Consider the following 26,024-nt stretch of genomic DNA (forward strand, 5'->3'; position numbering starts at 1 on the left):
TAATAACCGGGTTATGGCTTACAACCATAGGTTGGTTGTGTTTCAGCTTTAAGGTTTAATAACTACTTTAGTGGTTATGAAGCCTGTTGAATTTTTGGCGGCCATTGCTGTGGCTGCAACCATTATATCGTGCCAGCAAAAAACTAAAAAGAATGATGTTCCGGTAGTTGGTTTTGTGGATGCCTTTGAGGATGCAACCATTGCGCAGGCCCGTACCGGTTTTACCGATGCCCTTAAAAAAGGTGGCTTTAGCGAGGATGCGCACACCGTAAAAATTGAATACCGTAATGCCCAGGGCGATATTCCGCAGCTTACGCAGATTGTAAATTATTACGTTAGTGAGCAGGTTGATGTGTTGGCCACCTCCACCACATTATCAACCGTAACGGCTTTACAAAAAAGCAAGACCATACCCGTATTCGCCATGGTATCGCCTGTGCCCGAGCGAATGAAAGTGCTTGACGCTAACGGCAAAGCCCCGGCCAACCTTTTCGGTGCGCTGGAGAACCTGAATTATATTGATACCTCATTCTCTATCATACCTAAAATATTGAAGCCCAAAGCAGGGGCGAAGCTGGTTGTTGGCATGATATATAACCAGGCAGAGCCGCAATCGGCTGATGCGATGGAGCGCATAAAAGGTTTGGCTGCAAAATTGAACGTTAACCTGGTAGCTTTGCCGCTCAATAATTCATCAGAAGCACCGCTGGTAACGCAATCATTATTAGGCAAAGGTATAGATGCCTTTTTCGCTAACCCTGATAATACCGTGTTTGCCGCCTTTGAAACCATTAAAAAGAATTGCGATGCCAAAAACGTACCCATATTTACCAGTGAGGCCGGTTTGGTGCAACGCGGCGCGGTAGCCGCGTTTGGTGCCGATATTTACCAGTGGGGATACCAGGCCGGTGAGCAGGCGGTACAATATCTTAAAACACATAAAACTGATGGCCTGAAGCCTGAACTGGTGAAGATCAGGAAAAGGGTGTATAATGCGGAAGTAGCTAAAAAATATAAGCTAACCCTGCCATCAAATTTTGAAGCGATAAAATAGATGGATTTTTACCTAACCGCTTTATTGCAGGGTTTATGCTTTTCGGGCATTGCGCTGGGTATCTACATATCCATGAAGATATTTAACATCCCCGATATTACTACCGATGGCAGTTACACGCTTGGCGGCGCGGTTACGGCATTGCTGTTAACCCATCAGCAGCCGGTGTACATTGTTTTGCCGCTGGTGATATTGGCAGGTGCGCTGGCCGGTGCCATAACAGGCTTAATACATACCCGTTTAAAGGTAAACCCACTACTTGCCGGTATATTGGTAACCTATTCACTTTATTCAATAAACCTTACGCTGATGGGGCGCTCTAACATCCCGTTAATAGGTACTACTACCTTATTTGATAAATTGCCTTTATTGGCTGATCCGAACCGGAATACAGGCATCATCTTATCGTTTATTGTGCTGTTGATTACCTTGTTAATAGGTTATCTGCTTAAAACAGATTTTGGCCTGGCCATGCGTGCAACCGGCAACAGCGAAACCATGATACGCGCCCTGGGCGTAAATACCAATAGCATGAAAATAGCGGGCCTTGCCCTTGCTAACGGGTTGATAGCCCTGAGCGGCTACCTCATGACGCAGTTTCAGGGCTTTGCCGATATCAATATGGGTATCGGTATTGTAATAACCGGGCTTGGTTCGGTTATTATTGCCGAAACTGTTATCAACTGGCTGCGCATTACTTCGGCGTGGTTAAGTTTGGCAATGGTTATTGCCGGTGCCATTGCTTTCCAGATGGTATTGGCCGTAACGCTGAGCATCGGTGTTGATGCTAACCTGCTTAAACTGGTTACCGCGGTATTTGTACTGTTAATTGTAAGCTTGCCGCGTTTATCTTTTAGTAAAAGTTCATGATAGCGCTTAATTCGGTACATAAGGTATTTAATAAAGGTAAGGCCAGCGCCGTAACGGCCATCAACAACGTGTCGCTCAATGTTGCGGCAGGCGAGTTTGTGGTAATAGTCGGCTCAAACGGTTCGGGCAAAACTACCTTGTTAAATTTAGTTGCTGGCAGCATCTTTACAGATGCCGGCAGCGTACATATTGATGGTAATGATGTTACCCGCATGGCCGATCATCAGCGCAGCAAATGGGTAGCTCGGGTTTTTCAAAATCCACTTAGCGGTACCGCGCCCGACCTGAGTATTATTGACAACTTCAGGCTGGCAGCCATACGCACCCAACGTAAAGGACTATCAATAGGCGTAACGGGGAATTTCAGGGAGAAAGTGAGGCAGCATATCGCCACTTTGGGTATGGGTCTCGAAAATAAACTGGAACAACCTATGGGTACACTGTCTGGCGGACAAAGGCAGGCACTTACTTTAGTAATGAGCGTGATGGATAGCTGTAAGGTACTGTTGCTTGATGAACCTACTGCCGCCCTTGATCCGCGCTCGGCAGATACCGTAATGCGCACTGCTGATAAGCTAATCCACGATTTTAAACTTACTTCAATACTCATCACGCATAATTTAAAGGACGCTTACCAGTACGGTACACGCCTTATCCAGATGCAGGAGGGCACTATTTTGCGCGATATTTCGGGCAGCGATAAATCCCTCTTATCTCAAAATGAAATTTTTAACTGGTTTTCTTGAGTCTGCCTTAAAAGTGGCAAAGTTATTGTATTCTTCTAATCACTATGAAGAACAATGAATTTGTAATGATAACAGATGCCTACCAGTTGGTTAAAGGCGCAAAGATAAAAGGTAAAAAGCAGGACGAGGTTTTTGAGCTTGGTCACTACGATCCAAATAAACGCGGTTATACCGTTTACCCTTTTGAAGAAGGGGTGATGTATAAGGATTTCAGCGTTATGGTATCAGAGAACGAGCTGAAGAACAACTACCTGATAGAGGCTGTAAAAAGCAAAGCAATTGATGCCGGTGTGGCTAACGCTGTTGAGCTTTTTGCTGATATAAATAATTTGAAAAGTGCCTGAGCAGTTTAAGGCTTAGGTTGATATAAAGAAATTGTCACCCCGGGATTTTGCCGGATTGTGTAATGTTGAGGATGGTTTTGTGATAGCAGGATATTCCGGCAACCGACGGTGACATTATTATTGATCGCGATAAGTGTGCGGATGGATTGATCGTGTGTGAGGCAGAAGAAGTGAGTAGATGAAGAAGTGCGGATGTATGCTGATTGGTGAAAGAGAGAAGAGTTGTGATGATGTGCAGAGGTGTGAAAACAGGATCAGTGTACTGGGTTTGTGAAGAAGTATGGATTGGATTAAGTGAAGAATGATTAGATCAGGTGATTAAGTATCGTGAACAAAGCAGAAAAGGCGCTCAATTTGAGCGCCTTTCTTATGTTATAATATTTTGATGGATACTTAAACAGAGAAGCTTTCGCCGCAGCCGCAGGTGCGGGTAGCATTAGGGTTATGAAAGTTAAACCCTTTACCGTTCAATCCATCCGAAAAATCAAGTTCGGTACCGGCCAGGTATAAAAATGATTTCATATCCAGGGCCATGCGCACACCTTTATCTTCAAAAAACTGGTCGCCTTTTTTCTCTTCGTTGTCAAAATCAAGATTGTATGACAAGCCTGAGCAGCCGCCACCCTGTACCGATACACGCAGAAAATACGACTCATCAAGTCCTGCGTTTTGTATCAGGTCATCAATTTTGCTTTTAGCTTTATCAGTTACGGTTACCATTTTATTATAGATTTTAGTATTGAGATATGAGTATTGATATCTGACATTTGAGAAAATTAGCCTCAACAAGGTATTATCTCAAATCTCATGTCTATTATCTCAAATCTCTTATTAGTGGTGCGATTTTTCTAATTCAATTGGCTCTAAACCGTTTTTAACGCGGTAATCGTTAATGGCGGCTTTAATAGCGTCCTCTGCTAAAACTGAGCAGTGAATTTTTACCGGCGGCAGGGCAAGTTCTTCAACTATGTCCATATTGTCAATAGCCATAGCATCGTCAATGCTTCTACCTTTTAACCACTCAGTAGCTAATGATGACGACGCGATAGCCGAACCACAGCCAAAGGTTTTAAATTTAGCGTCGGTAATAACGTTGTTATCATCAACTTCAATTTGTAAACGCATAACGTCGCCGCACTCAGGTGCACCAACAAGGCCGGTACCTACTTTATGGCTGCTTTTATCTAATGTACCCACGTTGCGCGGGTTGGTGTAATGATCAATTACTTTATCTGAATATGCCATTGTCTTTTGAATTATTGAGTTATTGAATTATTGACTAATTCATCGCTCACTATATAATTTACTTATTGTTTAGCATCCGCACGTTTGCACATCTGCATATTTTCACATCAATCTTAGTGTTCTGCCCACTCAATTGAGTTCAGGTCGATACCTTCTTTAAACATTTCCCACAGTGGTGAAAGTTCGCGCAGGTGGGTAACCGCTTTCTTAGTTACCTCGATGGCGTAATCTACTTCCTCGTCGGTAGTAAAGCGGCCTAAACCAAAACGTATTGAAGAGTGTGCCAGATCGTCTGACAAGCCTAAGCTTTTTAATACGTATGATGGCTCAAGTGATGCCGAGGTACAAGCTGAACCTGATGATACCGCCAGATCTTTCATGGCCATCATCAAACCTTCGCCCTCAACATATTTAAATGATATATTGGCTACGTGCGGTAAACGGTGTTGTACGTTACCATTTACATAGCTTTCTTCCAGTTCACTTAATGATGCTTCCAGTCTGTCGCGTAATGCTGATAAACGTTGAGCTTCCGAATCCATCTCCAAACGAGCTAATTCGCAAGCTTTACCCAAGCCAACAATACCCGGTACGTTCAACGTGCCTGAACGCATGCCACGCTCGTGACCACCGCCGTCCATTTGAGCGGTAACCTTAACACGCGGGCCTTTACGGCGTACGTATAAAGCGCCTACACCTTTAGGGCCATACATTTTGTGGGCCGAAAGGGCTAACAGGTCAATACCATCAGCGTTAACATCAACCGGAATTTTACCTACGGCTTGTGTAGCGTCTGTCATGAACAGGGCACCATGCTTGTGCGCAATGGCTGCAATTTCTTTAACCGGCTGTATAACGCCGATCTCGTTATTACCGTACATGATAGATACCAGGATGGTTTCAGGTGTCATGCTTTGTTCAAGCAATTCCAGATCAACCAAACCGTCCTCTTTAACAGGCAGGTAAGTAACTTTGCCGCCCAGTTTTTCAACGTGTTTACAAGCATCAAGCACAGCTTTATGCTCGGTAACAGCGGTGATGATGTGGTTACCTTTATCCTTATACATCTCAAACACACCTTTGATGGCCAGGTTGTCTGACTCGGTAGCGCCTGATGTAAAGATGATCTCTTTCTCGGTAGCGCCAATCAATTTGGCCACCTGCTCGCGGGCATAATCAACACCCTCTTCGGCTACCCAGCCAAAGTGGTGGTTACGGCTTGCGGCATTACCAAACTTTTGGGTAAAATATGGTATCATAGCTTCAAGCACCCTGGGGTCCATAGGTGTTGTAGCGTTGTTATCTAAATAAATTGGTAAGTTCATCGTATCAGTTTAACAATACAAAGATATACAAATAATTTATTAAAAATTGTTCGCTCACTGTCATAAACAAGTGCGTAGGTAGACTATTTTTTGAACTTAAATAGGGCTTTCAATGAGTATTTAGTTGAACTTGAGCGCGTATTAAAAATGAAACCAAACCTTATATTACTGTATCTTATCCTTATAATTCTCCTTAATACAGGATGTCGCCCGGTATTTTGTGTTTGGGATATGGGTTTTACAGCCATCACAGCAAAAGATGATGTTAAAGTAGTTGGTACTTATAAGCTGACAGATCATTCTAAAAAATGATGCAATATGAAGGGGACTATATTAATATTCCTGAGAGTTATTTGATAGTGCATGATAACGGAACCTATGATTTGAAAAATGCACCGGATTGGATTATGGATGATTGGGGTAAGTCAAACAAAAATTATATTGATCATAGCGGAAATTGGAGTTTAAGCTGCGATGGTAACGGACATTGTATTTTTGAACTTAACGATATCAGTACCGGGAATATACTGCAAAAAAAGGATGGTAAATTGTATGTCTTATTAAATATAGGCGATCCGGATAGTTGCCAGGGAATGGTTTATGAGAAGCAATAGCAGGTAGAGATTTAAATACGTGGAAAACTTTTTCCCTTAATGTTTTATAATCAAAATAAGATCACTATATTTGCGCCTCTTTTATAAGGAAAGTATAAAGTAATGAAAAAAGATCTGCATCCATCAAACTATAGATTAGTGGTTTTTAAAGACATGTCTAACGACTATTCTTTCATCACTAAATCATGCATCGATACCCGTGAAACTGTTAAATGGGAAGATGGCAACGAGTATCCACTAATTAAATTAGAGATATCACACACTTCACACCCTTTTTACACCGGTAAAATGAAGTTGGTAGATACAGCCGGTCGTATCGATAAGTTCCGTACACGTTACGCTAAAAAGTAATCGCTTATTTTAAAATATTCATAAGTCCCGGCTTTGCAGTCGGGACTTTTTTTATTTTTGCGCCATGGCAATCATCCTGTTTGACGATAACGCACAAAATACCTTATTACCGTTAACCTACACACGCCCTGTTGCCAACCTGCGCATAGGCATACTCACTATCGACGAAAAGTGGGCTACATACCTTGGCAGCGCGTATTCATACCTTACCCGCGATTATTTGCAGGGAAAATTTCCGCTGGAGATTCAGGATCAGAATATATTTATTAATGGTTCTGTTTGCCCGGATGAGGCGCTTGCCGAAGCCATCGATAAACTTGGCGAAGGCGAAGCCCTCAAAGCCGGCGAATTGCTTATTGCCGTAAAGTTGAATGAAACAGGTGCCAAAAGCTTTACCCCAACGGGTACTTTTGACAGGGCTACAGTATATACGGAGCGGTTTAACTACATTAAGCACCCTGAAGATATTTTCAGGAACAATGCGTCTGAACTTAAAAAGGATTTCGCGCTGCTTACCAAGGGCCGCAGCAGCGCCGCTATAAGTACCACAAACACCATTATTGGCGCTAACGATCAGTTTTTTGCCGAGGAGGGCGCCGTGGCCGAGTGCTCAACCTTTAATACCAGTAACGGCCCGATCTACCTGGCTGCCGATACCGAGGTTTGGGAAGGTACCAACATACGTGGCGGTTTTGCGCTTTGCAGCCATTCGCAGGTAAAAATGGGTACTAAGGTTTATGGTGCTACCACTATAGGGCCGCACTCGCGCGTGGGTGGCGAGATCAATAATGCCGTTGTTTGGGGTTATACCTCAAAAGGGCACGAGGGTTACCTGGGTAATTCGGTGCTGGGCGAATGGTGCAACATCGGGGCCGACTCTAACAACTCCAACCTTAAAAATAATTACGCCGAGGTAAAGCTGTGGGATTATACCAGCCAGCGTTTCCGTAAAACAGGCTTGCAATTTTGCGGTCTCATTATGGGCGATCATTCAAAATGCGGCATCAACACCATGTTTAATACCGGTACGGTGGTAGGCGTAAGCGCTAATGTATATGGTGCAGGCTACCCGCGTAATTTTGTGGCTGATTTTGCCTGGGGCGGGGCGCAGGGCTTTGAAACCTACGGCTTAAAAAAGGTTTTTGAAACCGCTGAGAAAGTATTTGAGCGCAAAGATGGGCGCGATTTTAACCAGATTGAAAAAGATATACTAACAAACGTATTTGAGCTTACCGAAAAGTTCAGACGTTTTTAATTGTGATACATTAACATAAAATAACATGAGAAAGAAAATTGTTGCCGGTAACTGGAAAATGAACCTGGATTATAACGAGGGTTTAAGCCTTTTTTCGGAGGTTATCAATATTATAAAAGATGAGGTAACCGGCACTCAGCAAGCTGTGGTTTGCAGTCCGTTTATACACCTGCACAGCCTGGTACAATTGGCCAAAGGTTATGATAAGATATCGGTAGGAGCGCAAAACGCCCACCAGGCCGAGAGCGGTGCTTATACCGGCGAGATCTCTGCAAAACAAATTAAATCAGTAGGTGCCGAGTATGTTATCCTTGGTCACTCAGAGCGCCGCCAGTACTTTGGCGAAACCAATAAGCTGCTTGCCAAAAAAACTGATACCGCCCTGGCAAACGGTTTAACGCCTATTTTTTGTATTGGCGAAACCTTGCAGGAACGTGAGGCTGAAACACATTTCGACATTATCAAGGCACAATTGGTTGAAGGTATCTTCCACCTTGACGAAGCATCATTCAGTAAACTGGTTATCGCTTATGAGCCGGTTTGGGCTATTGGTACCGGTGTAACCGCTACGTCTGACCAGGCGCAGGAAATTCATGCCTTCATCCGTCAGGAGATCGCGGCCAAATACAGCCAGGCAGTTGCCGATGCTACTACTATACTTTACGGCGGTAGCTGTAACCCTAAAAACGCTGCCGAGCTGTTTGCACAAGCGGATATCGACGGTGGTTTGATCGGCGGCGCGTCCCTAAAATCGCGCGACTTTGCCGATATAGTTAAGGTGTTTAATTAATAGTGATTAGAGGTTGGTGGTTAGAGATTGGTAATTAAAAAAATTATTAACTAACCATCAACTACTAATCTCTGATCACCAACCACTAACCACTATCCCCAATGGATTATTACGAAATAGATTTTACCCTGCCCGCGGCAGAGGATTATCAGCGCGATTTGTTGATTGATGCCCTGGCCGGTTTGGGCTGCGATACCTTTGAGGAAACCGAAACAGGTTTCAGGGCATATATACCTTCTGTAGGTTTTAACCAGCAGGCTATAGACGATCAACTGTCGGCCTACAAAAACATGGTTGATTATACTTACCAGGTAAATCTTGTCCCGCAAAAAAACTGGAACGAGGCCTGGGAAAGTAACTTTGAGCCGATAGAGATACAGGATCAGGTATTTGTCAGGGCTACATTTCACCAGCCGCGCGCGGAGTTTCCGTACGAGATCGTTATCGACCCGAAGATGGCATTTGGTACCGGCCACCATCAAACTACCTCTATGATGCTGGAGCTGATGCTAAGCGAAGGTTTTGAGGGTAAACAGGTGTTGGATATGGGCTGCGGTACTGGTATACTGGCCATTATGGCCTCAAAGCTGGGTGCCAAACAGGTGATGGCTATTGATTACGACCCGGTTTGTTATGATAGTACCATTGAAAATGCCGCGCTTAACAATGCCGATAATATAACGGCGCTTTGCGGCTCTAAAGAAGCGATACCTGATGCGCGATACGATGTGATATTAGCCAATATAAACCGCAATATATTGCTTGATCAAATGGCCAGCTACGCCGGGGTTTTAAAGCCCGATGGTGTGATATTTTTTAGTGGATTTTATGAAACGCCCGACCTTGATATAATAAAGGAGGCTGCCGCAGCGTATGGCCTAACATATACCCGCCACCTAACCCGTAATGATTGGGTGGCAGCAAGGTTTGTAATACGTTAATATTTGTTAAAAGTTAAAAAATGTAAGTTCAAACAAATATTTTTTTGTTTATTTGCATGCCATCTTTAAATAATAATTATAAATGAGGGTTCATTTTATTGCGATAGGAGGGAGCGCCATGCATAACCTCGCCATCGCCCTGCATAAAAAAGGTTTTACAGTTAGCGGGTCTGACGACCATATATTTGAACCCTCAGCTTCAAGGTTAGCCAAGTACGGCTTGTTGCCTGAGCACGAAGGCTGGTACCCCGAAAAAGTTACCACAGCGCTGGATGCCGTAATATTAGGCATGCACGCACGTGTTGATAATCCTGAACTACTTAAAGCGCAGGAGCTTGGCCTCACCATTTATTCATACCCCGATTATATTTACGAGCAATCAAAAGATAAGCTGCGTGTGGTTATAGGTGGTAGTCATGGTAAAACCTCCATTACCTCCATGATATTGCATGTATTACAGCATCAGGGTATGAAGTTTGATTACCTGGTGGGCGCGCAGTTAGATGGTTTTGAAACCATGGTAGGTTTAAGCGATGATGCCCCGCTGATCGTGATCGAAGGGGATGAATACCTGGCATCACCGATTGACAGGCGCCCAAAATTTCATATTTATAAAGCGAACATAGGTGTAATCAGTGGTATCGCCTGGGATCATATCAACGTTTTTCCGACGTTTAAAAGTTATACCGACCAATTTAAAATATTTATTGAAACCATACAGCCCGGCGGCACGCTTATTTATTGTAATGCCGATGAAGTGCTGAAACAAACCATTGCCGAAACTAATACTGAGGTAAAAAAATATCCTTATAATTTACCGCAATTCAGCATCGAAAACGGGGTTACAAATATTATTTTTAATAATAATATTTATCCGTTGCAGGTTTTTGGAGAGCACAACTTGCTGAATATTCAGGCCGCCCAACAGGTTTGTGATCAGCTTGGCATAGCTCCCGAAAATTTTTACACAGCTATAAGTTCGTTTAAAGGGGCGGCCCGCAGGCTTGAATTGCTTGGTAAAACGGAGCAGGCCAACATTTACAAGGATTTTGCACACTCGCCATCAAAACTTAGCGCCACTATTCACGCGGTAAAGTCTCAATTTGCTGATCGTAAGCTTACAGCGGTGATTGAATTGCATACTTTCAGCAGTTTGAATAAAGATTTTTTAGCTGAATACAGCGGCACAATGGATCAGGCTGACAGAGCTATTGTATTTATTGATAAGCACACATTCGAGCAAAAAAATATGGAGCCATATAGCGAGCAAGACGTAAAAAGTGCGTTTGCGCGTCAGGATCTCATTTTTTTTAATGAACCACAACAGTTATTAAAATACTTACAGGATATAAACATAATTAATGCTAACCTATTGCTTATGAGTTCAGGTAACTTCGGCGGCATCGACCTGGTAGCTTTGAAAAATAATTTATTAAAATTATAATATCCGGTTAGTTTTTAATAAAAAATTATTATAACTTTATTAACTATTGAGAAAACCCGCACCCTTAATTGAACAATTAAAAAAATGAAAACACTGGGCAAAAAAATCAGGCTGTTGCGCCACCAAAAAGGATGGAGCCAGGAAGATGTTGCAAAAAAATTAGACATATCAATTCCCGCATTTTCTAAGATCGAAACCGGTATTACCGATATTAACCTTTCAAGGCTTGAGCAAATTGCTACTTTGTTTGAAATGTCTGTAGTACAGCTACTTACTTTTAATGATACTCAGGAAGAGCAAAAATTTGCCAGTGAGCTTGAGAATATTCATAAAAAACTAACGGAGCGAGAAACAGAGGTTATAGATCTCCAGAAAAAGGTGATCGAGCTTTTTGAAGAGCTACGCCTGAAAAAAGTTACCGCATAAAACATAAGCCCGGCAAGCACACCGGGTTTTATTTTTATATCAGGTTTCATATTACACAAATACCCTGTTGTCTGAGTAGTTATCTCTGAATTCGTTGGGGGTACAACCTTTCTTATTTTTAAAAGTGCGGTTAAAGTTGGCCATATTGTTAAAACCGCATTTATATGCTATTTCTGATACGGAATGGGTGGTATCTATCAGCATGCGTGATACATGACCAAGCCTGATCTCGTTAAGGCTGCTAATAAAAGTTGAACCGGTACGTTTGCGTATAAACCTGCTAAAGGATGCGCTGGGCATATTCGCTATTTTTGATACCTCATCAAGCGTTATCTGTTTGCTGAAATTGGCATTCATATATTCAAACACACGCTCAATACGGCGGCTGTTATAGTTATCCTGCTTGTGCAAAAATGTAGAGTCGGACAGGGTACGGTAATCCCGTGCTATGGATAGTTCATTAAATATGGCAAACAGCTCCAGTATCGAATCAAACCCCGCCTGTTTGTTCAAAGCCAGTATTCTTGGCGCTATATGCTCAACGGTTTTTCGCGAAAACAGAATTCCCTTTTTTGCGGCCTCTATCATATTGCGGATAAAATTGAGCTGATTCCGTTTCAAAAACCGGTCATCCATCAAATCCTTATGAAACTGTATGGTTACCTCGGTTATCAAGTCACTTTTACAATTGTGGGTAAACCAACCATGTGGCAGGTTGGGGCCAACCAGCACAAGTTCTACATCGGTAATCTCATCAATATGGTCGCCAACAATACGCTTGGCGCCTGCTGCATTCAATATCAGGTTCAGCTCCATTTCCTCATGGTTGTGCAGCGGAAAATTAAACTCCTGTTTTTCGCGTGTAAATATGGTGAAACAGTCGTTCTGCGTCAGGGGAGTTATTTCCCTCGAAACATTCTTGAACATAGTAATCGGTTATAATTGTATTGCAATATAGTTAAAAAACTATTAAGTTATACAGGATGTATTAAAAAGCGGTAAACCTCTATGTATTGATATGTAAATGTGGCGTTGCATTATGTCTGGTTTACTTTTTAAAGATAATAAAGCCATATAACGGGCTCAAAGGGCATGATTTTTTATTAAAGCTAACAAGTGCATTTATTTTGTAGATGTTAAAACATAGCTGTTTTAATAATCAAAAACTATTTCATTTTGCTTAGTTACTGTTTAACTGAACTGTTAATATCATGTTTGGTTAAAATAATATTAAAATGGGTGCGGCTGCCCTACTAATTTTGATAAAGGTTCAAAATCAAGTAAAAAGGTTTTTTTATACGGCGTTAAAGCAATAAATTACCCTACAATGTTCACACGGGTTGAACATAACCAATTTATAACCGCTTATTTCAACAACTTAAATGAAGTTACAATTACTTGATGTATTGATATTGGTATGCTATCTGGTTATGATGGTACTTATTGGCTGGTACTATCGTAACAAGGCACGGCAAAATAAAGAAAGTTACCTGATGGGTGGCAAAAAGCTGCCGTGGTATATGCTGGGCCTTAGTGATGCCTCGGACATGTTTGATATTAGCGGTACCATGTGGATGGTATCATTGTGCTTTGTATATGGCTTTAAAAGTATCTGGATACCCTGGCTGTGGCCGGTATTTAACCAGGTATTTAACATGATGTTCATGGCCAAATGGTTACGCCGCTCAAATGCCGATACCGGTGCCGGGTGGATGGCAACCCGCTTTGGCATAAGCGGCACAGGGGTAACGGCATCACATGCTATAATGGTAGCTTTCGCGCTAATAGGTTGCCTGGGTTACCTGGCTTATGGTTTTGTTGGCCTTGGTAAGTTTGTTGAGATATTTATCCCATGGAATGTGGTTGAACCTTACATCCCATTTAATGTACCGCCTGAGTATGTAGCCCACTTTTACGGTATCATATTTACGCTGTTCGCCATGTTTTACTCGATTTTAGGGGGTATGCACAGTATTGTGCTGGGTGATGTGATAAAATACGCCATCATGACGGTGGGCTGCATTGCCATAGGCATAATAGCCATGCAGCATCTTAACGGCAAGCAACTGAATGTGCCCCACGGCTGGAACGAGCCCTTGTTTGACTGGAAGCTTTCTCTTGATTGGAGCGGCATAGTGCCCGATGCCAATAAAAAGATTGCCGATGACGGTTTTAGCATGTTCGGTGTGTTTTTTATGATGATGCTTTTTAAAGGCGTGTTTGCAAGTATGGCCGGGCCTGCGCCTACATATGATATGCAAAAGGTATTGTCGTCGCGTTCGCCAAAGGATGCGTCAAAAATGACCGGCTTTGTAAGCATCATCCTGCTGCCTATACGCTATAGCATGATCATCGGGCTTACCGTGCTGGCCTTATTGTATTATAACCAATTAGATGTAAGCACTGCCAATGGTACCGATTTTGAACGCATACTGCCTGCCGCTATCAATAACTTTTTGCCGGTTGGCATACTTGGGCTGGTTGTTACCGGGCTAATGGGCGCGTTTATGGGCACATTCTCGGGTACGTTGAATGCCGCGCAGGCCTATGTGGTGAATGATATTTATCTTAAATACATTAATCCGCAGGCATCTAACAAAAACATAATCACCACTAATTACATCACCGGTATAGTGGTGGTAATTATTGGCGTAGTGCTTGGCTTTTTCGCCAAGGATGTCAACTCTATTTTGCAATGGATAGTGGGCGCGCTTTACGGCGGATATATTGCTGCCAACGTATTAAAGTGGTATTGGTGGCGCTTTAATGCCAGCGGCTTTTTTTGGGGTATGGTATCGGGTATCGCGGCGGCGCTGGTATTTCCGTTCATATTTACAGGCTTGCCTTTGTACAACTGGCCGCTGCTGTTCCTTATATCCATCATTGGTTCAATTGTCGGTACTTATGCCGCCCCGCCAACTGATGAAAAGGTACTGATCAGTTTTTATCATACCGTAAGGCCATGGGGCTTTTGGAAACCGGTGCATGATAAGGTAATGCTGATAGACCCTGAATTTGTACCCAATAAACGCTTTAAGCTGGATATGTTTAACGTAGTGCTGGGTATTATAGCGCAACTGCTGCTTACCCTGCTGCCTATGTATGTAGTGCTTTGGATGCAGTTGCCATTACTGGTAACGGTAGCCTTATTGGCGGTGATTATTGTTATCCTCAAAAAAACATGGTGGGATAAACTGGAAGATTAAGAAATTGAAATTATCAATACGATGAATATAACTTTTAACGAGCGTTTGCAATATATACGCGGCGAGTACGAAGCATTGATAACACGGATAAATGAACCGATGGCCGACTCCAACGGCATTTATCAGCGCTATAGATACCCTATACTTACGGGTAAACATGCGCCGTATTTTTGGAAGTATGATCTTAACCCCTTAACCAATCCGCTGCTGTTGGAGCGTATTGGCGTGAACGCCGCCTTTAATGCGGGGGCAATAAAATTTAATGGCAAGTATTTGTTAGTGGCCAGGGTAGAGGGTAACGATCGTAAATCTTTTTTCGCGGTGGCCGAAAGCCCCAATGGTATTGATAATTTTCGATTTTGGGATAAGCCGATATATGTAGCCCGACACCCCGACCAGGAGGCTGATACCAATATTTATGATATGCGCCTTACTGAGCATGAGGATGGCTGGATATATGGCCTTTTTTGTACCGAACGGCGCGATCCGGATGCTGGCGAAGGCGACCAGTCGGCCGCGGTAGCGCAATGCGGTATTGTACGCACAAAGGATATGCTGGAATGGGAGCGCCTGCCCGATCTTAAAACACCATCGCCGCAGCAACGTAACGTAGTGTTGCACCCTGAGTTTGTGGAGGGTAAATATGCCTTTTACACACGTCCGCAGGATGGTTTTATTGAAGCAGGTAACGCAGGCGGTATAGGTTATGGTTTAGCTGCCGACATTACCAATGCAGTGGTAGAAAGAGAGTATGTTATTGACAGCAAGGTTTATCATACCATTAATGAGGCAAAACTGGGCCTTGGCCCGCACCCGATAAAAACAGAAAAAGGCTGGCTGCACCTGGCGCATGGCGTGCGTAATACGGCTGCGGGGCTGCGTTATGTATTATACGTTTTTATAACGGCGCTTGATGACCTGACCAGAATTATCCATAAACCCGCCGGTTACTTTTTGGCTCCCGAAGGTGACGAAAGGGTGGGCGATGTATCTAACGTAGTATTCTCCAACGGTTGGATAACTGATGATGATGGTACGGTATATATATACTATGCTTCGTCAGACACGCGAATGCACGTGGCGGTATCAAGCATTGCGCAACTGCTGGATTACGCCGTTAATACACCCGAGGACGGGCTTACCTCGGCAGCATCAGTTGAGGCGATAAATGAACTGGTTGATAAGAATGTGACTTTTATATAGATCACCAACCGATATAAAATAATAAAGGCTGTACCTGAAAGGTACAGCCTTTATTATTTTCTCTGAAAATGTAAGATTACATTTTAGCAGCAGTATCAGCTTTAACTGTATCAGTTTTGCCAGTATCAACAACTGTAGTGTCAGTACCAGTAGTATCAACAACTGTAGTATCAGCAGCAGTTGAATCACCTTCTGATGAACCAGAACCTTTACAAGCAACAACTGACAAAGAGATAGCAAGGGCTAAAAAGCCGAATTTGAATGCATTTTTCATTTTAAAATCTTTTTAATAGTGATTAATAGTTTTACTTTAATACCTGAATGTTTAAAAGGTAACCCGCTTTTTTGAAAAAAAATTAAAAAATTACGATTTAACTTTTCAGGTGCCTCATTATTAGTGAGTTTTATTGCTGTTTACGCAAATTACATTTTAGCTGTATCAGCTTTATTAGTATCAGTAGTAGCGGCAGTGTCAGTAGTAGCGGCGGTATCAGTTGCTACTGCTGATGAATCTGTTGCGGTAGTATCAGAACCTACGGTGCTTGATGAGCTGCCACAAGCTGAAACTGCGATAGAGATAGCTAATGCTAAAAAGCCAAATTTGAAAGCGTTTTTCATGATCGTTTTTTGTGTTTGTTTAAAGGTTAATACTTAAATATCAAAAAGGTAACCCTGTAAAAAGCATTTTGTTCGATTTTATTTATATAAAATATTGATTGATAGTATTTTGTAAAGCTGTGTTTATTTTAGTATGCTTTTAACAGGGTTACCTTTACCTTGCATTAGTATTAAAACTGGCTGTAACATTTATCACATTAATTTTTTTTTGTGAATAATGGGTTACATTTTCGCATAAACTGTATTAAATAGTGAGTAGCAAAGCAAATAGTTCAATTCCAACGGATAACGAGGTAATATTAGGTATACTTAATAACTCCGATGTTGTTTTAAAGCGTTTATACCTGGCTTACTTCCCGATGGTATTGCAACTGATCATCAATAATAACGGCAGTGCCGATGATGCGAAGGATATTTACCAGGAAGCCGTTATCGTTCTTTACAATAAAGTTAAGGCCGGCAATTTTGAGCTGAGCAGCAAACTGAAAACCTATATATATTCGGTAAGCCGCAGGCTCTGGCTAAAAAGGTTAACCCAGATGAACCGTTACGGCGGCGATCTGAAAGATTTTGAAGAGCATTTGCCGCTTGAGGAGGAGGACCCGGAAAAACATGCCGACCGCGACCTGCAATTTGGTAAGATGCAGGCTGCATTAGGGCAGTTGGGCGAACCCTGCAAAACCATTATGGAAGATTTTTATATCCACAACCGGTCAATGCAGGAGATATGCGAGCGTTTTGGTTATACCAATGCCGATAACGCTAAAACACAAAAATACAAGTGCCTGCAAAGGCTAAAAAAGCTGTTCTTTCAGCAAAACTAATTTAGAGTGTGATGAGTGATTACCGATTACTGGAACAAATTGACCGTTATATAAACGGTGAAATGAGCGGTGAAGAGCTGGCTGCCTTTGAGCAATTGCGCAAAGATAACCCGGCTATTGACAGTCGTATAAGTGAGCACCGTAACTTTTTAGGCGCATTAAAGCACTACAGCGAACGCCTTGATCTTGAAACGCGCCTTAACGCCATTCATGATGAGATAGATGTGCACACGCTTGAAGAAGAGTTGATGATAAAGCCATCATGGATAGTAAGCCTGTGGCGCCATCACCATTCAAAAATATCTGTAGCGGCATCTATCGCCATATTTGCGGTACTTACCACGCTGCTGTTTACCGGCGGCTTTAAAAAGCATGATACCGCTTATGTTGAGCTGAAAAAGGAAATAGCTAAAGTGCGAATTTCTACAGTGTTACTTAATGAGCAAAGCCATAATATTAAAAAGCAATTATCATCATCCGGCACCGGAAAGATCATGGCTAATCCCGGAAAATTCAGCGGTACAGGTTTTGCCCTTACCTCAAACGGTTACCTGGTTACCAACTATCACGTAGTTAAGGATGCCGATTCAGTGTATGTACAAAATGTGGATGGCGACTCGTTTCATGCAAAGGTAATTTACACCGAGCCTGCACAGGATATCGCTTTTTTGCAGATAAATGATGCCTCCTTTAAATCATTAGGTTCAGTACCATACAATTTTAAACGCGCGAAAAGCGACCTGGGCGAGGATGTGTTCACCGTAGGTTATCCTGCTGATGTAATTGCTTTTAGCGAAGGTGCCTTAACATCTCCCGCCGGTTTTAATGGCGATAGTTCAGCATACGAATTGTCCATACTTGCCCGTCCGGGTAACAGCGGTGGCCCCTTGCTTGATAGCAAAGGTAACCTGATCGGTATCATCAGTGGTAAGCAATCATCTTACGAGGGCATATCGTTCGCCAAAAAATCAAGCTATTTATTAAAGGCTATTCAAAATATACCGTCAGATTCATTAGTGAAGCCACTTAACCTGAACACGCGTAACGGTTTGGCAGGATTGAATCGTCCGCAGCAAATTAAAAAGTTGCGTAACTATGTATTCATGGTTAAAGTTTATAACTAAAGCGTACCCATCACCTTAGTAACCATATTACGTAACCCGGCGCTTGCACTAAGCGACCGGGTTTTTTATTTACACACTTTGCCCGCCTTTATTATATTTGAGGCATGGAGCAACCGCAAACTTTACCTGTACTTACCGATACCGAACTGAGGGTATTAGGCGCTTTGATCGAAAAATCGCGTACCACGCCCGAATATTATCCGCTAACGCTTAATAGCCTTACTACGGCATGTAACCAAAAAACAGCACGTAAACCGGTGGTTGAGTATGACGATGATACGGTGATTGCCGCGTTGGATTCATTAAAAAAGCGTGCACTTATATCAACTGTTGTTGGCGGTTCAAGCCGTGCTACCAAATACAAGCATAACTTCGCGGTGGTTTACCCGCTGATACCTGCCGAAGTGGTTGTTATTGGCCTGCTTATATTACGCGGACCGCAAACACCGGGGGAGATCAACACCAACTCGGGCAGAATGTATGAGTTTGAATCGCTGGAGGAGGTGCAGGAGATACTGGATAAACTTTCATCGGGCGATACCATCTACATACAGCAATTGCCAAAGCGCCCCGGGCAAAAAGAGGTTCGTTATACACACCTGTTGGCCGGTGAGGTTGATGTGAATGCTTTTGAGGAAGCGGAAGTGTCGTCATCACGTTCATCATCATCAGGCGCTTTAGAGGCCCGCGTTGCCACGCTTGAGCAGGAACTGGCCGAATTAAAAGAGAATTTTAATAAGCTGATGAAAGAACTGATGGGTTAAACATCAGTTAAATGATTGTTTGAAGGCTACGAGTACCGACAGGTAAATATTCCTTTCCAGCGGAAAGGTGGGCGGCTGATCCGGACGTATCGGTACGCCATTCTTATATTTTAGCGGGAAGAACAATGCTATGAAATCCTCCTGCGATATATCATACTTAAGCCAGGGGTGCTTGCGGTGTATCTCTTCCAAACGCATCTCAAACAGCGAAGCACTTAACGGGTCTTTTGTCATCGGGCCAAATATAACAAGTGTTAATTATAATAGCAGTATATCTATACGATGGGCATGAACCAGGTTCAGGTCATCAGACCATGAAAAGATGGTAAAATGCCCGTCCTGCGAGGCTACCAACGCTATGGCATCATGCTGATCGTAAACAAACTGTGCTGCCGAGAGGTGCCTTGTACCGCCATTTTGGGTAGGGTGGCGTCGTTCGGCCCTGCCATCAACTACAGGCTCGCTGAGGATGATCTGCTCAATTGCCAGGCTATTCTCTGATCGTGATATTTTAGCGCCAAAGGCCAGCAGCTCATGGTTTTGGGTGATGATGGTAGCACCATCAACTGAAGTAAAGCCACCAATTAGCTGTACGGCCTGTAATACAGACTCCTGCCATTCAAGGTTTTCGCCATCCTCTTCCTCACGCTGCATTAATTCATTAATAACAGTGTAAGCAGGCTCAACAGGGTAGGTTACCGGTTGCACAATTGATTCGCGCCATTTGTCAGATCCGGGAGGTACTACCAGCACAATACCGCCCCGTCCATGCAAGCGCATAACCGCTGCCAACTGTACCAGTATGTTTACACTTTTACCGGTACGATAAGGCAGGGGTAAACCAAGTAATGATTTTAATAGCTGCGGGCAACCGTTTAGCCCTGAACTTTCTTCATCCACTATCTTAACATCATCACCTTTTAGCACAGCTACGTTAACAAACTTGCCAAAGCCATCAATACGCTTGTGTTTTATTACCAGCAGGCCCGGTTCGGCAACTTCAAGCACAAAGCAAATGCCCGGTATGGCATGGGTAGTGCCCCATATATACAGGTTGTCATTATCAAACCAAACCCCCAGGTGTGTGCCGGGCTGTTCAACCGCGGGCGCAAGCTTTATCAGGGTTTGCGGGGTTAGACGCAGCGGCGTGCCAAAAAGCAACGGCTGATCGCATTGTTGCGGGTGCAGCACGGCTAATGATATTTTTGGCGGCCGCCCTTCCTCACGTCGCAGGCTCGACCAAAAGGCTATATCAATAACCGCCTCTATTATACTCGCGCCGGGGTTGGTGGCCACATTAGGCTCGCCTGCAATTATGGCTGCATCAATATGTTTGTTAAAATGCGCCTCAATAGTTGAGGCAACCATGCGCGCGGCAAGGTATGTTGGTTCTGAAAGCATAGCCAGACGAAAATGGGTTCGGTGTGTTGTTTACTGCAAAACTAACATAATTGATCGGCAAAGCGTTTTCGGTTGCATCCATAAAATGTAAACATACCCCGGGTTTTGGTCATGCCAATATCAAATACAGCTACCCTAAAAATAACTTTGTTTGTTGGTATGATAAATGTTGCGATTGGGTATCTGCTACAGATCAACTAAAAATAACTGAACATGACAGAAGTAAAAACAAGCCTGACCTATAATTTAGGCGGCGACTTACAAATTAACCGTTTAGGTTACGGTGCAATGCAGCTTACAGGCCATGGCGTTTTCGGCGAGGTTGCCGATAGGGATAATGCCATAAAGGTATTACAAGCTGCGGTTGAACAGGGTGTTAATTTTATTGATACTGCCGATGCTTACGGCCCGCATTATAACGAAAGCCTTATTGCCGATGCGCTGCATCCATATAAGCAAGGGTTGATTATTGCTACCAAGGGTGGCTTTGTACGCCCTGGCCCAAACAACTGGGTGCCGAATGGTAAACCCGAATTTATTGCCGAAAATATTGAAGGCAGCCTTAAACGCCTGAAAGTTGATACCATTGACCTTTGGCAACTGCACCGTATTGATCCTAAAGTACCCGTTGAAGATACGTTGGCACCGGTGTTAGATGCTGTTAAGGCGGGTAAAATTAAACACGTAGGCCTGTCAGAAGTGGGTATTGCCGATATTGAGCGTGTACAAAAAATATTGCCCATAGTATCGGTACAAAACCTGTATAACCTGGGCGAACGTAAATGGGAGGATGTGCTTGATTATACTACGCAAAACAACCTTGCCTTTATTCCATGGTATCCACTGGCATCAGGTCCCGATTCATTATCTAACAAGATAGAGAAGATTGCTGCAAGCCATAATGCCACTACAGCGCAAATTGCCCTGGCATGGTTACTTAAACGTGCTGAAAATATATTGCTTATACCGGGTACCAAATCAACAGGGCACCTGGCCGAAAATTTACAGGCAGCAAATATTGAACTTACTGATGAAGAATTCGAGCAACTGTCAGCATAACTACGTTATATTATAATAAACAAGCAAGGCGCACCATTAACGGTGCGCCTTGTTTGTTACAAACCTTTTTTACTTGCCGATTGTGTTTTATGCAGCTATGCGTATAAAAAGGATCACATCTTGCCTGGCGGTTATAGCGGTGTTGCTGATAAGTAACGCTTATGCCCAGTTTTCAGACAGTACCCATTACAGGTTAAATTATACCTCATCAGGCTCTATCAATAAAACAGGAGATGGTACCGCTTACCTGCTCAATAATGGTGCCCGGTTTGGTATTAAAAAAAAGGACATCTCCCTCAATTTTACCAATACCTGGGTATACGGTCGCCAGCAGGATGAACTGACCAATAACGATTTTTCTACCTCGCTCGACTTTAACCTGTACAAAACCTTTCCGCATTTTTTTTACTGGGGATTAGCCAATTATAATACCAGCTATTCCTTAAAAATTAACAATCAGTTGCTTGCAGGCCTTGGCATAGCTTATAATTTGATAGATAAGCAGGATGCCTGGCTTAACATTAGTAACGGTATTTTGTATGATAAAAGCGACCTGATGCTGACCGATACCACACGCGAAAACTATCATACCTTTCGCAACTCGTTAAGGCTGGCATTCAGGTTTAATATCCAGCGCTTTATTGTGCTGGAGAGCAGTAGTTTTTTACAGAGTTCGTTAAACAATGGTAACGATTATATTATCCGTTCAACCAATTCATTATCCTTCAAGCTCAATAAATGGCTGGCACTTACAACGGCTTTAAACTACAACCGTCAAAACCGCACCAATAGCGAAAATTTACTCTTTACCTACGGCCTCACCCTCGAAAAGTACTTTAAATAATTTAACACAAAAAGTGCGTTTGCATGCCGAAAACGCAATAAGTGTCAAAAAAACATTACATCAAAAACTGCCCGAAAAGGATGTTTTTTAGCTAAATAATATCACAAAACTGCTACTGGAACAAAGCGTATCAAAAATTTGTGGCTATAACGTATTAAATAGTGTTTCTCGCTGATAATTAGCATACATCACTATAGCTGCGCTTGCTATTAAAGCGTTTCAAAATAAGCATAAATAACTAAAAATCAGTTGTTTATGAAAAATTTATTTGCTTTTTACTTTTTTACTTCGATACCTTTGGTGTGTTGAGCGGCTTGTTTTAAACCAATTATAAAGCCGTTTATCAACCAATAACTTTTATAAACCAATAAAAAATCTATGTGCAAAAAACTGTACCAATGGCTTGCCTATGGCTAATAGGTTGACGGGCTGTAAACCAGAGCCTGTAAGCTTAAACCTAATTCCCAGATCCAACAATTATTAACTAATTATCCATGAGAAAAAAAATTACTTTTTTACTATTCCTGCTTATTGCCGGAATCACATCTGCCATGGCCCAAAGCACCATTAAGGGCAAAGTGGTTGATCAAAATGCACAGCCTTTGCCGGGGGTATCTGTTACGGTAAAAGGCACGCAAAGCGGTACCCTTACTGATGTTAACGGTAATTATACCCTCAGTGCTCCTTCAAATGCTACACTGGTGTTTTCATACATCGGTTTTGATACACAGGAAGTGAGTGTATCAAACCGTACGGAGATCAACCTAACCCTAACCGAAGGCGTTAAAAGCCTGAATGAAGTGGTAGTGGTAGGTTACGGCACGCAAAAGAAAAGCGTAGTTACCGGTTCAATTTCGCGTGTAAAGGCAAGCGATCTGGAAAACCAGCAGGTAACGCGTATTGACCAGGCTTTGCAAGGCCGTACTTCGGGGGTTACCGTTGTAGCTGCATCAGGTGCGCCAAATGCCGCGCCAACCATTCGTGTACGTGGTATCACATCTATCAATAACTCAAACCCGCTGTATGTAATTGATGGTATTATAAGCTTAAACGGGGGTCTTGAAAATATTAACCCCAATGATATCGAATCAATAGAGGTATTGAAGGATGCGTCAGCCGCTATTTACGGTTCGCGTTCGTCAAACGGTGTTGTATTGGTTACCACAAAAAAAGGAAAAACCGGACCTCCGCAATTATCATACAACGGTTACTACGGTACCCAAAAAGCAGCCAAACGCTTTGATGTTGTTAACGCTACACAATACGCCACGCTGCGTAATCAGGCGGTTACCAATGATGGTGGCACAGCGCCATTTGCTAACCCGGCACAATTTGGTACAGGGACCGATTGGCAGGATGTTATATTTGGTGAAAGCGCCGCTATACAAAACCATAACCTGATGATACAGGGTGGTACTGATGCCAGCAAGTATTATGTATCATTTGGTTATTTAAACCAACAGGGTATCATTTTCTCGGATATCTCGAATTTCAAAAAGTACAATTTTACAGTTAATACCAGCTTTAAGCCGAAAAAATGGTTAACCATTGGCGAAAATTTTGGCTATACTTATACACGCAACCAAAGCAATTTAAGCACTAACAGCGAGTTTGGTGGTCCGTTAAGCTCAGCTTTAAACCTTGACCCTATTACGCCGATCTTGGCTGCTCAGGAAGATCTCACCAACACGCCTTATTCTGATAAGCCGGTTGTTAGGGATGCACAGGGCCGTCCGTACGCCATATCAAAATACGTTGGGCAGGAGATGAGCAACCCGCTTGCTTATTTGCAAACACAACTGGGTAACTACGGTTGGTCGCACAATTTACTGGGCAACGCTTTTGTGGAGATAGAGCTGTTAAAAGGTTTAAAACTAAGGAGCCAGATAAATGGTAAACAAGCTTTTTGGGGTAGCCAGTCATACACTCCGCTGTACTACTTAACTACTCAAAATAACAATACAACCAATCAAAACGCTTTTAGAGGCAGTAACCGCAATTTTACCTGGAACTGGGATAATACCATATCATACAATCGCCAGATAAATAAGCATGATTTTACTGTATTGGTTGGTACCAGCGCCCAGGAGCAGACCGAAGTAGGCGTAAGCACAACTTACAACAATTTACCTGTGGCTGATTACCGCGACCTTTCATTCAATTACCAGTTGGCTAACGAGAACAAGATAGGTGGTGCTTATGAAACACAGCCATACCACACTTCTTCAATTTTCGGACGTGTAAACTATAGTTTTGATGAAAAATACCTGTTTACCGGTATCATCCGTCGTGATGGTTCATCAAAATTCGGTTCAAATAATGTTTACGGTGTGTTCCCGTCAGCACAGGTTGGCTGGGTAGCTACACGCGAAGACTTTTTTCCGAAGGAGTCATTTGTTGATTTTCTGAAAGTACGTGCATCATACGGCGAGGTAGGTAACGAAATGTCGTTAGATCCGTTTCAATACACCTCGGTTGTTGCAGGTGGCCGCAACGCGGTATTTGGTCCGGGAGGACTGGTAATAGGTAGCGCGCCCCGTGGTCCGGAAAATCCTAACCTTAAATGGGAGTCAACCAAAACTACTGATATTGGTTTTGACGCGGTCATCTTCAAAAACATAAATGTAACGGTTGATGTCTATCGTAAGCTAACTTCAGGCATGTTGCAAAGCTTCTACCTGCCGGGTTACGCGGGCTTTGATGATCCTTTCTTTGATAACATTGGCGATCTTGAAAATAAGGGTATTGAACTTGAAGTGGGCTACAATGGTAAAATCGGCGATTTTAGATTTAATGCCGGTGGTAACATATCGTACAATAAAAATGAGGTTACATTTTTGGGCTCCAGGCCTTATATAGATGGTGGCTCGTTCCAAAACTCAAGCTATCCGCTATTCCGCACTCAAAGCGGTCAGCCTGTTGCATCATTCTATGGTTTCCAGGAGCTGGGTACCTTTAAATCTCAGGCCGATATTGATGCTTATACTTTAAACGGCACTAAAATTCAGCCTAATGCTAAACCAGGCGATTTTAAATGGGCCGACAATAATGGCAATGGTGTAATTGATGAGGGCGACCGCACATTTTTAGGCAGCCAGTTACCAAAATTCACTTACGGTGTAAACTTTAAAGCCAATTATAAAGGCTTTGATATGCTGGTATTTGGCCAGGGTGCATGGGGTAACAAGTTATTCCAGGGTTACCGCAGGTTGGATATAGCTACCGCTAACTACTCCGCAGAAGCATTGAACGCCTGGACACCTGAAAATTCAGGCAGCAACTATCCGCGCCTGAGCGATCTTGACCCGAACAATAACTTCAAAAATCCATCAAACTTCTATCTGCAAAGCGGTGCATACTTCCGCCTGAAAACATTGCAGTTTGGTTATACCCTGCCAACATCAATACTGAGCAAAATAGATGTTAAGAGCGCAAGGTTATATGTTAGCAGCAATAACCTGTTTACCATTACTAAATACAATGGTCTTGATCCTGAAATTGCAGGTGGTATAGACAGGGTAATCTATCCGCAGGCACGCACCTTTATGGTTGGTTTAGATTTTTCATTATAAACTG

At 42.9% G+C, this 26,024-nt stretch carries 27 protein-coding genes; 19 read left to right on the forward strand and 8 right to left on the reverse strand.

The annotated features are described in order from the left end of the window. The first annotated feature begins 76 nt into the window (after positions 1-76). Genes LJ707_RS09680 through LJ707_RS09695 form a run of 4 tightly spaced genes read left to right on the forward strand, consistent with a single transcriptional unit; the run spans position 77 to position 3,014 of the window. Entirely contained in the window at positions 77-1,054 is a 978-nt protein-coding gene (locus LJ707_RS09680; RefSeq protein WP_228950608.1) for an ABC transporter substrate-binding protein, read from the forward strand. After that, complete coding sequence (locus tag LJ707_RS09685; protein ID WP_228950609.1) at positions 1,055-1,924, forward strand: ABC transporter permease; 870 nt, start codon at positions 1,055-1,057, stop codon at positions 1,922-1,924. It begins immediately after the preceding gene. After that, complete coding sequence (locus tag LJ707_RS09690; protein ID WP_228950610.1) at positions 1,921-2,670, forward strand: ABC transporter ATP-binding protein; 750 nt, start codon at positions 1,921-1,923, stop codon at positions 2,668-2,670. The genes LJ707_RS09685 and LJ707_RS09690 overlap by 4 nt, the downstream gene beginning before the upstream one ends. Before the next feature lie 44 nt (positions 2,671-2,714). Next, on the forward strand, positions 2,715-3,014 hold the full coding sequence (locus LJ707_RS09695; protein WP_228950611.1) for a hypothetical protein: 300 nt from the start codon (positions 2,715-2,717) through the stop codon (positions 3,012-3,014). 393 nt (positions 3,015-3,407) lie between these two features. On the opposite strand, the gene LJ707_RS09700 is transcribed toward LJ707_RS09695, so the two are convergent. The 3 genes from LJ707_RS09700 to LJ707_RS09710 all read right to left on the reverse strand — a co-directional run bounded on the left by LJ707_RS09700 (position 3,408) and on the right by LJ707_RS09710 (position 5,584). Further along, a complete protein-coding gene (locus LJ707_RS09700) occupies positions 3,408-3,734 on the reverse strand; it encodes an iron-sulfur cluster assembly accessory protein (protein WP_228950612.1) in 327 nt (108 codons plus the stop codon). A gap of 111 nt (positions 3,735-3,845) precedes the next feature. After that, complete coding sequence (gene iscU / locus LJ707_RS09705; protein WP_228950613.1) at positions 3,846-4,259, reverse strand: Fe-S cluster assembly scaffold IscU; 414 nt, start codon at positions 4,257-4,259, stop codon at positions 3,846-3,848. A 113-nt stretch (positions 4,260-4,372) separates the two neighbouring features. Next, positions 4,373-5,584: an IscS subfamily cysteine desulfurase gene (locus tag LJ707_RS09710; RefSeq protein ID WP_228950614.1), complete on the reverse strand. Its 1,212-nt coding sequence runs from the start codon at positions 5,582-5,584 to the stop codon at positions 4,373-4,375. Positions 5,585-5,892: 308 nt separating this feature from the next. On the opposite strand from LJ707_RS09710, the gene LJ707_RS09715 reads away from it, so the two are divergent. The 7 genes from LJ707_RS09715 to LJ707_RS09745 all read left to right on the forward strand — a co-directional run bounded on the left by LJ707_RS09715 (position 5,893) and on the right by LJ707_RS09745 (position 11,405). Further along, positions 5,893-6,198: a hypothetical protein gene (locus tag LJ707_RS09715; RefSeq protein WP_228950615.1), complete on the forward strand. Its 306-nt coding sequence runs from the start codon at positions 5,893-5,895 to the stop codon at positions 6,196-6,198. A gap of 102 nt (positions 6,199-6,300) precedes the next feature. Continuing rightward, positions 6,301-6,549: a type B 50S ribosomal protein L31 gene (locus LJ707_RS09720; RefSeq protein ID WP_255678832.1), complete on the forward strand. Its 249-nt coding sequence runs from the start codon at positions 6,301-6,303 to the stop codon at positions 6,547-6,549. A gap of 64 nt (positions 6,550-6,613) precedes the next feature. Next, complete coding sequence (locus LJ707_RS09725; RefSeq protein WP_228950617.1) at positions 6,614-7,804, forward strand: putative sugar nucleotidyl transferase; 1,191 nt, start codon at positions 6,614-6,616, stop codon at positions 7,802-7,804. Positions 7,805-7,829: 25 nt separating this feature from the next. Beyond that, complete coding sequence (gene tpiA / locus LJ707_RS09730) at positions 7,830-8,594, forward strand: triose-phosphate isomerase (protein WP_228950618.1); 765 nt, start codon at positions 7,830-7,832, stop codon at positions 8,592-8,594. Positions 8,595-8,695: 101 nt separating this feature from the next. Then, positions 8,696-9,535, forward strand: coding sequence for a 50S ribosomal protein L11 methyltransferase (prmA, locus tag LJ707_RS09735; RefSeq protein ID WP_228950619.1), 840 nt, complete (start codon positions 8,696-8,698; stop codon positions 9,533-9,535). 82 nt (positions 9,536-9,617) lie between these two features. Beyond that, positions 9,618-10,979, forward strand: a complete 1,362-nt coding sequence (gene murC, locus LJ707_RS09740) for a UDP-N-acetylmuramate--L-alanine ligase (protein ID WP_228950620.1) — start codon at positions 9,618-9,620, stop codon at positions 10,977-10,979. A gap of 84 nt (positions 10,980-11,063) precedes the next feature. Continuing rightward, positions 11,064-11,405 (forward strand): helix-turn-helix domain-containing protein, encoded by a 342-nt coding sequence (locus tag LJ707_RS09745; RefSeq protein ID WP_194102040.1) that lies wholly within the window; start codon positions 11,064-11,066, stop codon positions 11,403-11,405. A 51-nt stretch (positions 11,406-11,456) separates the two neighbouring features. Here the strand turns inward: LJ707_RS09745 and LJ707_RS09750 are convergent, their stop codons facing one another. After that, positions 11,457-12,332: an AraC family transcriptional regulator gene (locus LJ707_RS09750; RefSeq protein WP_228950621.1), complete on the reverse strand. Its 876-nt coding sequence runs from the start codon at positions 12,330-12,332 to the stop codon at positions 11,457-11,459. A gap of 455 nt (positions 12,333-12,787) precedes the next feature. Here LJ707_RS09750 and LJ707_RS09755 point away from each other — a divergent pair, with 455 nt between their 5' ends. Further along, the gene (locus LJ707_RS09755) at positions 12,788-14,611 is read left to right on the forward strand and encodes a sodium:solute symporter family protein (RefSeq protein WP_228950622.1); all 1,824 of its coding nucleotides are present in this window, start codon (positions 12,788-12,790) and stop codon (positions 14,609-14,611) included. 21 nt (positions 14,612-14,632) lie between these two features. Continuing rightward, on the forward strand, positions 14,633-15,814 hold the full coding sequence (locus LJ707_RS09760; RefSeq protein ID WP_228950623.1) for a glycosidase: 1,182 nt from the start codon (positions 14,633-14,635) through the stop codon (positions 15,812-15,814). Positions 15,815-15,890: 76 nt separating this feature from the next. Here LJ707_RS09760 and LJ707_RS09765 read toward each other — a convergent pair whose 3' ends face one another. After that, on the reverse strand, positions 15,891-16,088 hold the full coding sequence (locus LJ707_RS09765; RefSeq protein WP_228950624.1) for a hypothetical protein: 198 nt from the start codon (positions 16,086-16,088) through the stop codon (positions 15,891-15,893). A gap of 149 nt (positions 16,089-16,237) precedes the next feature. Further along, positions 16,238-16,432, reverse strand: coding sequence for a hypothetical protein (locus tag LJ707_RS09770; protein ID WP_228950625.1), 195 nt, complete (start codon positions 16,430-16,432; stop codon positions 16,238-16,240). A 251-nt stretch (positions 16,433-16,683) separates the two neighbouring features. On the opposite strand from LJ707_RS09770, the gene LJ707_RS09775 reads away from it, so the two are divergent. From LJ707_RS09775 to LJ707_RS09785, 3 genes are all read left to right on the forward strand, one after another. Next, the gene (locus LJ707_RS09775; protein WP_228950626.1) at positions 16,684-17,256 is read left to right on the forward strand and encodes a sigma-70 family RNA polymerase sigma factor; all 573 of its coding nucleotides are present in this window, start codon (positions 16,684-16,686) and stop codon (positions 17,254-17,256) included. An 11-nt stretch (positions 17,257-17,267) separates the two neighbouring features. Continuing rightward, a complete protein-coding gene (locus tag LJ707_RS09780; RefSeq protein ID WP_228950627.1) occupies positions 17,268-18,380 on the forward strand; it encodes a S1C family serine protease in 1,113 nt (370 codons plus the stop codon). 104 nt (positions 18,381-18,484) lie between these two features. Beyond that, positions 18,485-19,144 carry a YceH family protein gene (locus LJ707_RS09785; protein ID WP_228950628.1) on the forward strand — a complete coding sequence of 220 codons (660 nt, stop codon included), beginning with the start codon at positions 18,485-18,487 and terminating at the stop codon, positions 19,142-19,144. Positions 19,145-19,147: 3 nt separating this feature from the next. On the opposite strand, the gene LJ707_RS09790 is transcribed toward LJ707_RS09785, so the two are convergent. Then, a complete protein-coding gene (locus tag LJ707_RS09790) occupies positions 19,148-19,378 on the reverse strand; it encodes a hypothetical protein (protein ID WP_228950629.1) in 231 nt (76 codons plus the stop codon). 24 nt (positions 19,379-19,402) lie between these two features. Continuing rightward, the gene (locus LJ707_RS09795; protein WP_228950630.1) at positions 19,403-20,545 is read right to left on the reverse strand and encodes a putative sensor domain DACNV-containing protein; all 1,143 of its coding nucleotides are present in this window, start codon (positions 20,543-20,545) and stop codon (positions 19,403-19,405) included. A 213-nt stretch (positions 20,546-20,758) separates the two neighbouring features. On the opposite strand from LJ707_RS09795, the gene LJ707_RS09800 reads away from it, so the two are divergent. The 3 genes from LJ707_RS09800 (at position 20,759) to LJ707_RS09810 (ending at position 26,020) form a co-directional block, all read left to right on the forward strand. Next, positions 20,759-21,604, forward strand: coding sequence for an aldo/keto reductase (locus LJ707_RS09800; protein ID WP_228950631.1), 846 nt, complete (start codon positions 20,759-20,761; stop codon positions 21,602-21,604). Positions 21,605-21,701: 97 nt separating this feature from the next. Beyond that, positions 21,702-22,448, forward strand: a complete 747-nt coding sequence (locus tag LJ707_RS09805; protein ID WP_228950632.1) for a DUF481 domain-containing protein — start codon at positions 21,702-21,704, stop codon at positions 22,446-22,448. Between the two features lie 494 nt (positions 22,449-22,942). Then, positions 22,943-26,020 (forward strand): TonB-dependent receptor, encoded by a 3,078-nt coding sequence (locus LJ707_RS09810; protein WP_228950633.1) that lies wholly within the window; start codon positions 22,943-22,945, stop codon positions 26,018-26,020. Positions 26,021-26,024: the final 4 nt, after the last annotated feature.

Origin of the sequence: Mucilaginibacter sp. UR6-1 (assembly GCF_020880975.1) — a bacterium.
GTDB lineage: Bacteria > Bacteroidota > Bacteroidia > Sphingobacteriales > Sphingobacteriaceae > Mucilaginibacter.

What these genes read in the sequence shown, in the direction of transcription:
- LJ707_RS09680 (WP_228950608.1), top strand. Translation starts at nt 77, where the DNA reads ATGAAGCCTGTTGAATTTTTGGCGGCCATTGCTGTGGCTGCAACCATT.
- LJ707_RS09685 (WP_228950609.1), top strand. Translation starts at nt 1,055, where the DNA reads ATGGATTTTTACCTAACCGCTTTATTGCAGGGTTTATGCTTTTCGGGC.
- LJ707_RS09690 (WP_228950610.1), top strand. Translation starts at nt 1,921, where the DNA reads ATGATAGCGCTTAATTCGGTACATAAGGTATTTAATAAAGGTAAGGCC.
- LJ707_RS09695 (WP_228950611.1), top strand. Translation starts at nt 2,715, where the DNA reads ATGAAGAACAATGAATTTGTAATGATAACAGATGCCTACCAGTTGGTT.
- LJ707_RS09700 (WP_228950612.1), bottom strand. Translation starts at nt 3,734, where the DNA reads ATGGTAACCGTAACTGATAAAGCTAAAAGCAAAATTGATGACCTGATA.
- iscU (WP_228950613.1), bottom strand. Translation starts at nt 4,259, where the DNA reads ATGGCATATTCAGATAAAGTAATTGATCATTACACCAACCCGCGCAAC.
- LJ707_RS09710 (WP_228950614.1), bottom strand. Translation starts at nt 5,584, where the DNA reads ATGAACTTACCAATTTATTTAGATAACAACGCTACAACACCTATGGAC.
- LJ707_RS09715 (WP_228950615.1), top strand. Translation starts at nt 5,893, where the DNA reads ATGATGCAATATGAAGGGGACTATATTAATATTCCTGAGAGTTATTTG.
- LJ707_RS09720 (WP_255678832.1), top strand. Translation starts at nt 6,301, where the DNA reads ATGAAAAAAGATCTGCATCCATCAAACTATAGATTAGTGGTTTTTAAA.
- LJ707_RS09725 (WP_228950617.1), top strand. Translation starts at nt 6,614, where the DNA reads ATGGCAATCATCCTGTTTGACGATAACGCACAAAATACCTTATTACCG.
- tpiA (WP_228950618.1), top strand. Translation starts at nt 7,830, where the DNA reads ATGAGAAAGAAAATTGTTGCCGGTAACTGGAAAATGAACCTGGATTAT.
- prmA (WP_228950619.1), top strand. Translation starts at nt 8,696, where the DNA reads ATGGATTATTACGAAATAGATTTTACCCTGCCCGCGGCAGAGGATTAT.
- murC (WP_228950620.1), top strand. Translation starts at nt 9,618, where the DNA reads ATGAGGGTTCATTTTATTGCGATAGGAGGGAGCGCCATGCATAACCTC.
- LJ707_RS09745 (WP_194102040.1), top strand. Translation starts at nt 11,064, where the DNA reads ATGAAAACACTGGGCAAAAAAATCAGGCTGTTGCGCCACCAAAAAGGA.
- LJ707_RS09750 (WP_228950621.1), bottom strand. Translation starts at nt 12,332, where the DNA reads ATGTTCAAGAATGTTTCGAGGGAAATAACTCCCCTGACGCAGAACGAC.
- LJ707_RS09755 (WP_228950622.1), top strand. Translation starts at nt 12,788, where the DNA reads ATGAAGTTACAATTACTTGATGTATTGATATTGGTATGCTATCTGGTT.
- LJ707_RS09760 (WP_228950623.1), top strand. Translation starts at nt 14,633, where the DNA reads ATGAATATAACTTTTAACGAGCGTTTGCAATATATACGCGGCGAGTAC.
- LJ707_RS09765 (WP_228950624.1), bottom strand. Translation starts at nt 16,088, where the DNA reads ATGAAAAATGCATTCAAATTCGGCTTTTTAGCCCTTGCTATCTCTTTG.
- LJ707_RS09770 (WP_228950625.1), bottom strand. Translation starts at nt 16,432, where the DNA reads ATGAAAAACGCTTTCAAATTTGGCTTTTTAGCATTAGCTATCTCTATC.
- LJ707_RS09780 (WP_228950627.1), top strand. Translation starts at nt 17,268, where the DNA reads ATGAGTGATTACCGATTACTGGAACAAATTGACCGTTATATAAACGGT.
- LJ707_RS09785 (WP_228950628.1), top strand. Translation starts at nt 18,485, where the DNA reads ATGGAGCAACCGCAAACTTTACCTGTACTTACCGATACCGAACTGAGG.
- LJ707_RS09790 (WP_228950629.1), bottom strand. Translation starts at nt 19,378, where the DNA reads ATGACAAAAGACCCGTTAAGTGCTTCGCTGTTTGAGATGCGTTTGGAA.
- LJ707_RS09795 (WP_228950630.1), bottom strand. Translation starts at nt 20,545, where the DNA reads ATGCTTTCAGAACCAACATACCTTGCCGCGCGCATGGTTGCCTCAACT.
- LJ707_RS09800 (WP_228950631.1), top strand. Translation starts at nt 20,759, where the DNA reads ATGACAGAAGTAAAAACAAGCCTGACCTATAATTTAGGCGGCGACTTA.
- LJ707_RS09805 (WP_228950632.1), top strand. Translation starts at nt 21,702, where the DNA reads ATGCGTATAAAAAGGATCACATCTTGCCTGGCGGTTATAGCGGTGTTG.
- LJ707_RS09810 (WP_228950633.1), top strand. Translation starts at nt 22,943, where the DNA reads ATGAGAAAAAAAATTACTTTTTTACTATTCCTGCTTATTGCCGGAATC.